At 72.8% G+C, this 4,912-nt stretch carries 5 protein-coding genes; 2 read left to right on the top strand and 3 right to left on the bottom strand.

Annotation, left to right across the window (positions count from 1 at the left end):
• Positions 1–213: 213 nt before the first annotated feature.
• On the top strand, positions 214–864 hold the full coding sequence (locus tag ACFVX9_RS39435) for a response regulator (protein ID WP_387987081.1): 651 nt from the start codon (positions 214–216) through the stop codon (positions 862–864).
• 592 nt (positions 865–1,456) lie between these two features.
• Here the strand turns inward: ACFVX9_RS39435 and ACFVX9_RS39430 are convergent.
• Complete coding sequence (locus tag ACFVX9_RS39430) at positions 1,457–1,966, bottom strand: hypothetical protein (RefSeq protein ID WP_380369927.1); 510 nt, start codon at positions 1,964–1,966, stop codon at positions 1,457–1,459.
• Between the two features lie 248 nt (positions 1,967–2,214).
• Complete coding sequence (locus ACFVX9_RS39425) at positions 2,215–2,586, bottom strand: tail fiber domain-containing protein (protein WP_380483216.1); 372 nt, start codon at positions 2,584–2,586, stop codon at positions 2,215–2,217.
• Positions 2,587–3,114: 528 nt separating this feature from the next.
• Between ACFVX9_RS39425 and ACFVX9_RS39420 the strand changes: the two genes are divergently transcribed.
• Entirely contained in the window at positions 3,115–4,200 is a 1,086-nt protein-coding gene (locus ACFVX9_RS39420; RefSeq protein WP_380483218.1) for a sensor histidine kinase, read from the top strand.
• A 72-nt stretch (positions 4,201–4,272) separates the two neighbouring features.
• Here ACFVX9_RS39420 and ACFVX9_RS39415 read toward each other — a convergent pair.
• Positions 4,273–4,912: ABC transporter permease (locus tag ACFVX9_RS39415; RefSeq protein ID WP_387987076.1), on the bottom strand; the 640-nt coding region annotated here is incomplete at its 5' end.

Raw genomic sequence — 4,912 nt, 5'->3', positions numbered from 1 at the left:
CCCGGAGAGCCGGACGGCCACTCCAGGGAAGCCACGGTCGGCAAGAACCCATCAGCCACATCCGGCCCTCCCGGGCCACCTAACACCTTACGGAGCACCGATGAGCGAACGAACCGGACCCGCCCCCGACCGGCGCGCGGGGTGCGACGGGCGCTCCTGGCGCTCCTGGTGCTCCTGGTGCTCCTGCCGCGATGGGCTCGGCGGGGTGGCCGCATGAGCACCACCGGCTCCCCCACCGACGCCCCCGTCCGGCTGCTGGTCTGCGACGACCACGCGGTGGTCCGGGCCGGCCTGCTGGCACTGCTCGCCAGCGCGGGCGACATCGCAGTGGTCGGCGAGGCCAGCACCGGGGAGGAGGCGGTCGCGCTGGCCGCCCGGCTGGCGCCGCAGGTGGTGCTGATGGACCTCCAACTCGGCGACGGCATCGACGGGGTGGAGGCCACCCGACGGATCACCGCCACCCCGGGCGGCCCGCACGTGCTCGTGCTCACCACCTACGACACCGACGCCGACATCACCCGGGCGATCGCCGCGGGCGCCACCGGCTACCTGCTGAAGGCCGAGCGGCCGGAGGAGTTGTTCGCCGCCGTGCACGCCGCCGCCCGGGGCCGCACGGTGCTCTCGCCGCCGGTCGCCTCCCGGGTGATGGCACAGATGCGGGCGCCCTCACCGCAGCTCACCGAGCGCGAGCAGGACATCCTCGCGCAGCTGGGGCAGGGGCTGGGCAACCGGGAGATCGCCCGGGCGCTGTTCATCAGCGAGGCCACCGTGAAGACCCATCTCGGCCGGATCTACGACAAGTTGGGGGTGGACACCCGGGCCGGCGCGGTGGCCGTGGCCAAGGAGCGTCGACTGCTGCGCTGACGGGCGCTCACGTCCGCCGGGCCCGGCCTGTCGGCGAACTCACTCTGCATCAGCCCGCCGGGGCACCGCCGGACGCATCCGCTGCGCTCAGCGCTCGCGTGGTGTCACTGCGTGCTGCCATGATGCTCGGAATGTCGGATTCCAGCACGGCCCACGCCCGGCCCGCCGCCCGTACCGGCGCCCGCCGCGCGCCCGCCGAAGGGCCGCCGGGCGCCCTGTCGGGCCTCAATCCGCTGGTCCGGCGCCTGGCGGGACCTTCCGGACCGACCATCACGTTTGTGGATTTTTCGTGGATCCCGCTATTGACAAACCAACCACGCGGTTTGTTAACGTGATACCAACGACGTCCCCGGGGGTGGGGGCTCGCCGGGGCCTGTGCGGACCGCTCTCGCCGGAGGGTGCTGCCAGGGGGGAACGGCGGGGCTGCCGGGGAGTCGGGGGGAGCGGCAGCGCGAAGCCGCGCGACGAGGCGGTGCGGAGCGAGTCCGGGGGGACTCGCTCCGCGCCTCCCCTGCGTGCGCGGCCCTCAGCCGCGTCCAGCACCTTCCATTTCTTCCGGCTTTTCCGGCTTTTCCGGCTCTTCCGCAGCCGGCTAGACCATCGCGCTCCAGTACGGGCAGCACACGTTCGGCAGCGGCGCCGGGCCGCGACCGCCGGCGCCCTGCAGTGACGGCAGCCGCTCCGAGCGGGCCACCCCGGGCGAGCTCGCGGTCAGCCCGGCCTCACCCAACTCGCCGAATGCCAGAGCCAGTTGATAACCGTCCAGGGTGGCGGCGGCAACCCCGGGACGGCTCCGGCCGGCGTTCAGCGAAGTGATCGTCCAGCCGCGCTGCCGCCAGTGCCGCTCGACCGCGTCCACCAGTGCCGCCCGCCGGACCGCCGAGACGATGGTGAGGATGTCCCGCCCCCGGGTGACGTACCAGCGCAGGTCCGGGTCCCGCCCCGGCAGCGACAGCCGTGCGCCCGCTCTGGGCGCCGCCCCCTGCCAGACCGGCGCCGGCCGGACGGCGTCCAGGGTGTCCTGAAGCAGGGTCTCGCAGCGCTCGGCGGCTTCGAGCTGATCGACCGCCGGCGCTGGGCCGGGCCACCGGGCGGGTGGCACGACCGGCGCACCGCCTCGGCTTCCACCCGGGAATCCGACGTTCAGTTCGGCACCACCTGGCTGCACTGGTCCCCTCCGCGCTCCTCCCGGTGTTCAGGCCGGGCCGGGATTCCGTCCACTGCTTGGACGGTGGGCGTGGACGGACAGTTCCGCCTCTTACCGTTCCCACACCCTCTTCCGCACCCCTCCCGCACGCCCCTCCCGCGCCCCCCGCATCCCACCCGCAGCCGCCAGGGGTCGCGCCCCGCTCACCGGCCCGGCTCGCCGTCCTGGGTGAGTTCGCGCAGGCGCTGGACCTCGGTGGTGAGTTCGTCGATGCGCCGGTTCAGGGCCTGGATGCAGACCAGGGCGATGCCGTTGGCGTCGACGACGGGGATCACACGGGTGTTCTCGTGGTGGAAGTCGAAGGAGGCGTGCCAGTCCTGGGCCATCGGCCCGATGTGCCGCACCTGTTCGGGCTCCCACAGGTAGCGCCAGGTGCTGATGGGCAGGGCGAGGACCGTCTCCAGTACCTGATGGCCGTTGACCGCCCCGGCCGGGGCGACGGCGGCGGCGTCGGCGGTCTCGGTGTGCTCCGGGGCGGTCCGGGCCGCCTTCCCGGAGCGTCGGAACAGGCCCATGCTCAGCGGCTCCAGTCGATCGGGACGCCCATCCCACCCGAACGCCCCACCCGCCCGCGTCCGACAATCAGGACATAGGGGATCCCGCCGCCACGCTTCCCCCCATCGAGTGAAGCCCCCGCCCGGACCCGCATTCGACCGCCGCACCACCTGTCCGAACCGCCGCACCACCTGTCCGAACCGCCGCACCACCTGTCCGAACCGCCGGCCGATCCGTCGAGGGCCGATCGGTACGAAGCCCAGGGGGAGTTGGCAGGAGCAACCGGCGTTGAGCCTCAGATTTCAAGGCCGGGGTCGAATGTTAACGGCGGGTTTCCGACGGGAACTATGCTCACGGTCGGAAGCACGGGGGGTCCTTGAGGTAAACGACGGGCCTTCTGTGCGCCTATGGCGGGTCAAGTCGCTTTTCGGGAGCTCTCATTGGGTCACGGTGCGTACCGACTGGGCGACGATCGCCACTCGGAGTCGTCAGGCGAACGGCCAACCCCGAGAGATCCCCTGTCCCGCCTCACCAAGGGCATCGTGGTCATGGCGGCCCTCGGGTTCTTCGCCGCCTCGGTCGTGGCCACCGTCCGCAACCGCGACGGCTTCTCGTACCAACTGGCCGCCATCACGGTCCTTTTGGTCCTGCTCGGCTTTCAGCTCCTGCACGCCGGCCCGTGGCGCCACAGACGGCCGTGGTGGCCGTGGAGCCTTCTCGCCCACGGAGTGATCACCTACCTGCCGTTCCTGGTCTTCGACGGGGCGTGGGTCGGCATCCCCGGGTCGTTCGCCGGATCGATGCTCCTGACCGTCGCCGCACCCAGGTCCTGGATCCTCTTCACCCTGCTGGTGGCGGGCCAGTACCCGATCTACGCGGCGCTGGGCGACGACGTCGGGCAGTGCCTCAACGCGAGCGTCTCCACGGCCGCGGGCGGAATCGTCGTCTACGGCGTGGCCCGACTGGCCGACCTGACCGCGGAGTTGCGGGCGGCCCGCACCGAGCTGGCGGAGCGCGCCGTGGACCAGGAGAGGCTGCGCTTCTCCCGGGACCTGCACGACCTGCTCGGCTACAGCCTCTCCGTGGCAGCACTGAAGTGCCAGATCGCCGAGCGGACCGTCCTGGAGGACCCGCGGCGCGCCCGGGCGGAGATCTCCGAGGTGCTGTCGATGGTGAGACAGGCGATGTCCGACACCCGGTGGATCTCCAGTGGCGACCTCCAGATGTCGTTGGCGCGGGAAACCCGCTTCGCCGCCTCGGCGTTGCGGGCGGCCGGCATCAGCGTGGAGGTCGACCTGGCCCACGGCGCCCTGCCGCCCGAGCACGACGCCGTACTGGCGACGGTGACGCGGGAGGCCGTCACCAACATGCTGCGGCACAGCGTGGCCCGGCGCTGCGAGATCCGGGCCGTCAGGGGCGAACTCGGCGATGTCAGCCTGGTGGTCTCCAACGACGGCGTCCTGGCGGAGGGTGTCTCGGCGGAGCCCGGCGGCGGCCAGGGCATCGACAACCTCACGGAGCGGTTGCTCGCCGTCGGGGGACGACTGACCGCGGAGGAGGGCGAGACCGGCTGGTTCCACCTCTCGGCGGTCATCGCGGCCCCGCCGACCAGGACGACGTCCAGGGCCGGCTGACCGTGGGGTCGTGGCCGCCCGACACCCGACGCCCGACACCCGGCGGCGACGGCCACGACCGCACGGCGCCCGCTACTCCCGAAGCCCCATGGCCTCGACCGGCTCCCTGCGCAGCGCCAGCCGGGTGGTCAGCAGCACGGTGCCCAGACCCAGCAGAGCTGCCCCGCCCAGCACCGCGGCCGCCCAGGCCGCGGGTACGGACGGCCAGGCCGAGCCGGTGAGCGCGAGGCTGACGGGCACCAGGACGGCGGCGGTGACCGCGGCGCCGAGGGCGAGGGCCACGCCGACCGTGATGCCCCCCTCCCAGGCCATCATGCGCAGGATCTGACGACGGGTGGTGCCCACCAGCCGCAGCAGGGCGAACTCGCGCAACCGCTCGGTCGTGGCCATCACCAGGGTGTTGACTACGGCGATGGCGGTGAACAGGCTGATCATGCCGAGGAGCAGCCGGCCGACGGCCGTGGCCGACTCCTGCCGGCGCCTGCGGGCTTCGTCGTACGCGGCCCGGTCGCTCGTACGGGCCATGGGGTAGGCGGCGGTGAGGCTTTGGAGCTCCCGGCCGACCTGCTGGGGGTCGGCGTCGGGGGCGGAGCGGACCAGGACCGTCGGCGCGAGGGGGTCCGGTGTGTGCGCGGCGGCGAACTCGGTGGGGAGGAGGGCGTCGGCGAACCCCAGGTCGCGGTCGTAGACGGCGACCACCGTGGCGGTGCTC

The organism is Kitasatospora sp. NPDC058243 (assembly GCF_042882025.1).
Lineage (GTDB): Bacteria > Actinomycetota > Actinomycetes > Streptomycetales > Streptomycetaceae > Kitasatospora.
Note: the sequence above shows the minus strand (reverse complement) of the source record. Positions and strands in the feature narration are given on the sequence as shown.